The sequence below is a fragment of the Prevotella sp. HMSC073D09 genome, assembly GCF_001814145.1.
GTDB lineage: Bacteria > Bacteroidota > Bacteroidia > Bacteroidales > Bacteroidaceae > Prevotella > Prevotella conceptionensis.
In genome coordinates, this window is record NZ_KV815067.1 from 2,070 (window position 1) to 5,599 (window position 3,530).

2 protein-coding genes are annotated in these 3,530 nt (G+C 46.9%); both read left to right on the plus strand.

Features of this window, described 5'->3' with window-relative positions:
• Positions 1-1,384: 1,384 nt before the first annotated feature.
• Positions 1,385-2,353 (plus strand): lipoate--protein ligase, encoded by a 969-nt coding sequence (locus HMPREF2955_RS04420; protein WP_070721376.1) that lies wholly within the window; start codon positions 1,385-1,387, stop codon positions 2,351-2,353.
• A gap of 13 nt (positions 2,354-2,366) precedes the next feature.
• Positions 2,367-3,458: a glycine cleavage system aminomethyltransferase GcvT gene (gene gcvT, locus HMPREF2955_RS04425; RefSeq protein WP_070721378.1), complete on the plus strand. Its 1,092-nt coding sequence runs from the start codon at positions 2,367-2,369 to the stop codon at positions 3,456-3,458.
• The last annotated feature ends 72 nt before the right edge of the window (positions 3,459-3,530 follow it).

Sequence of the window (3,530 nt, forward strand, 5' to 3'; positions counted from 1 at the left end):
AACTAGAAAGGCAAAATGGTGCAAAATGCAGGTTGTTTTCTTAAAAGCAGACACGTTAGAGGGCGTGGCAAGAAAGAAATAGTAGTGATTTACCTACTTTATGACCCGTATTTTCGCTAGAATGGTGCGAAATTTAGAGTGGTGTTGTAAAATAAAAGATAAAGAATTAAGTTTTTGAGTTGATGGGATTGTGAGTTGGTAAGTTTTTTGAGCTTGTGAGTCTGTGAGCTCGTGAGTTTCTGAGTTTCTGAGTTTTTTGAGTTTTTTGAATTGAAGAGTTGAAGAGTTCGCGAGCTTATGAACTTGTTAACTTGTCAATCTGTCAACTTGTTAACTTATGAATTGGTGAGTTCTTGTGTTTGTAAGCTGATAAGTTGATGTCTTCGGTGGTTGTTCGGTTTTCGTAAGTTTATAAGCCAGTGGGTAGACTTGTGCTGCACTCCTCTCAAATTATAGAAGTATTAAAGGTCAAGATTACTTCATGCACTTGTCCAACGCCTTGTCGTTTTCTGTTCGCTAATTAAAGTGTGGTGGGGCAGGCATAAAGACGTGAAATGGACTTTAAACAACGGAGCAAGTCTGCTGCAAGTGGTTTGTTGCCCCTGTACAAATGGTTTGTATGCACACTGCAAGGTGCTTGTACTTCGCACAACCAGGTGCTTGTACTTACGCTACAAAGTTGTTTGTGCACACACTACAAGGCTGTTTGTGCGCACACTACAAGGCCTCTTGCACAGATGCTGCAAGCGGTTTGCAGCCCCATAACGAACAGCATTACGCAGGCAAATGGCCGATAAGGTTTGTTGCCAACCTAAACAGGGGACAGCTATAATCTGTAAAACGCGGGCTAAAGCTTACCAATCAACACACCGCTTCCCCTCGGCAACGTTTCTCCAATTGTCCGTAACGCTGTTGCCCATTCAGTCTAACGTTTCCATAAAACAACTACGTTAAGGCGTGCAACCCACGAGGCTAAGTAACAAGTTGTAAGCAAAGGGGGCGAAAGCGTGTCAACTAGTAAAAGTAAGGCATCGTGACAGCCCGCACCAACCGATTGAACAAACACTAATAAAATGTTAAATCTTAGGGGTTGGGCGCAGAATAGCCCTCGAAAAGTTTCGTTGTTCTGTCAATTTTGTTGTACTTTTGCCATCGAACATCAAAGAGGGGCGAACCGCACATGCAATCTACCACACCGCCAAATGCGTTCGACAAACCCCGAAGACGTTCTTTTCTCGTTCCTCGAAAAGTGCGTTTTCTCGCCATGACAATGTTCGAGCAAGCTCAACTTTGTTCATTTGGCTTAACGAAAACGTGCCTAACCACATGGCGAAAAAACGCCTTGACACACGCCTAACATACCTAAATTGCAGCATTACCGAAGATGATATACATTGAATTGCCTTTCAACCAAATACGACAAATAACGTTTTACCTGGCTATGGAAGAATTTGTGGCTCGAAATCTCGACCTCGAAGAATGTTTTTTCATGTGGCAGGTGGAACCTACTGTGCTGTTTGGCAGAAACCAACTCATAGAAAACGAGGTGAACCTTGACTATTGTCGGGAGCACAACATTAAGGCTTTCCGCCGTAAAAGCGGAGGCGGATGCGTGTATGCCGACATGAGCAACGTGATGTTTTCGTACATTACGAAAGACGAAAACGTTAGTCTCACCTTCAATCACTACCTGAATATGGTGACACGAACCTTGCAAAAGCTGGGCGTGGAGGCCGAGGCAAGTGGCCGAAACGACATCTTGATACATGGCAAGAAGGTGTCGGGCACGGCCTTTTACCACGTTCCTGGGCGCAGTATCGTGCATGGCACCATGCTCTACGACACCAACATGCAGCACATGGTGGGCAGCATAACCCCCACCGACGCCAAACTGGTGAGCAAGGGCGTGCAAAGCGTAAGACAACACATTGCCTTGCTGAAAGACCACACCAACATTTCGCTGCCCCACTTTAAGGCTTTCGTCAGGCAAGAGCTATGCAACGACAAGCATGTGCTAACGCCCGACGACGTATTGGCCATCGAGGAGATAGAGAAAGAATACCTAACACCCGAATTTATTTACGGAAACAACCCGCGATACACCTCCGTTAGGAAACAGCGGATTGAGAATGTAGGCGAATTTGAGGTGCGCATCGAGATGAAAAAGAATATCGTTAAGCAGGTGAACATCATGGGCGACTTCTTCTTGACGGGCGACATCGACAATCGTTTGCTCGCAACGTTGAAGAACATCCCCTACACCGAAGAGGCCATTAGGCAAGCCTTGCCCCAACGGGTAGACGATATTATCATGAACCTAAGTAAGGAAGACTTTATCAAACTTATTATATAAAGCCCTAAACAACATGGAAGATAAAAAAACTTGCCTGCACGACAGGCACGTTGCACTAGGTGCACTGATGCAACCTTTTGCGGGCTACGACATGCCCATTCAGTATTCGTCTATCACCGACGAACATAACGCCGTGCGTAACCATTGCGGCGTGTTCGATGTTTCGCACATGGGTGAAGTGTATATCACAGGAAACGAGGCCGAAAAATACGTCAACCACATCTTTACTAACGACATCGCCGCTGCGCCTATTGGCAAAGTGTTCTACGGAATGATGCTTTATCCCGACGGCGGAACGGTAGACGACCTGCTGGTTTATAAGCTTGGCGAAAACGAATTCTTCCTCGTTATCAATGCCGCAAACATAGATAAGGACGTAGATTGGATGAGACAGAACGCCGCTGGCTATGATGTGGCCATCGACCATTGCTCGGATTACTACGCACAATTGGCTGTTCAGGGTCCCGAGGCCGAGCAAGTGATGGAAGAAGTGCTGGGCTTAGCCTGCAAGGAACTGGAATTTTACACCGCCAAAACCATCGCAACCAATGGCGCAAATGTCATTGTGAGCCGCACAGGCTACACGGGCGAGGATGGTTTTGAGATTTACGGGCCTCACGAATTTATCGTTGAACAGTGGGATAAGCTGATGGCAAGCAAGCGATGCGTGCCTTGTGGCTTGGGATGTCGCGACACGTTGCGCTTTGAAGTGGGCCTTCCACTCTACGGCGACGAACTAAGTAACGAGATTTCTCCCGTCATGGCAGGGTTCAGCATGTTCTGTAAGCTAGACAAAGAAGAGTTTATCGGCAAAGAGGCTGTGGCAAAACAAAAGGCCGACGGCGTGGAAAAGAAGGTGGTGGGCATTGAACTGAAAGACAAAGCCATACCTAGACACGGCTACGACGTGGTGAAAGACGGCGTGAAAGTGGGCGAAGTAACCACTGGCTACCACTGCATCTCGGTAGACAAGAGTGTGTGCATGGCGCTCGTAGACAGCCAATACGCCAAGCTGGGCAACGAACTCGAAATACAAATTCGCAAGAAAACGTTCCCCGGAACAGTGGTTAAGAAACGCTTTTACGATAAACATTATAAGAAGTAAAGCAACTAGGTGATGGGTTAACAAGTTGATAAGGCCTCCCCCCAACCCCTCTCCAAGGGGAGAGGGGAGGGG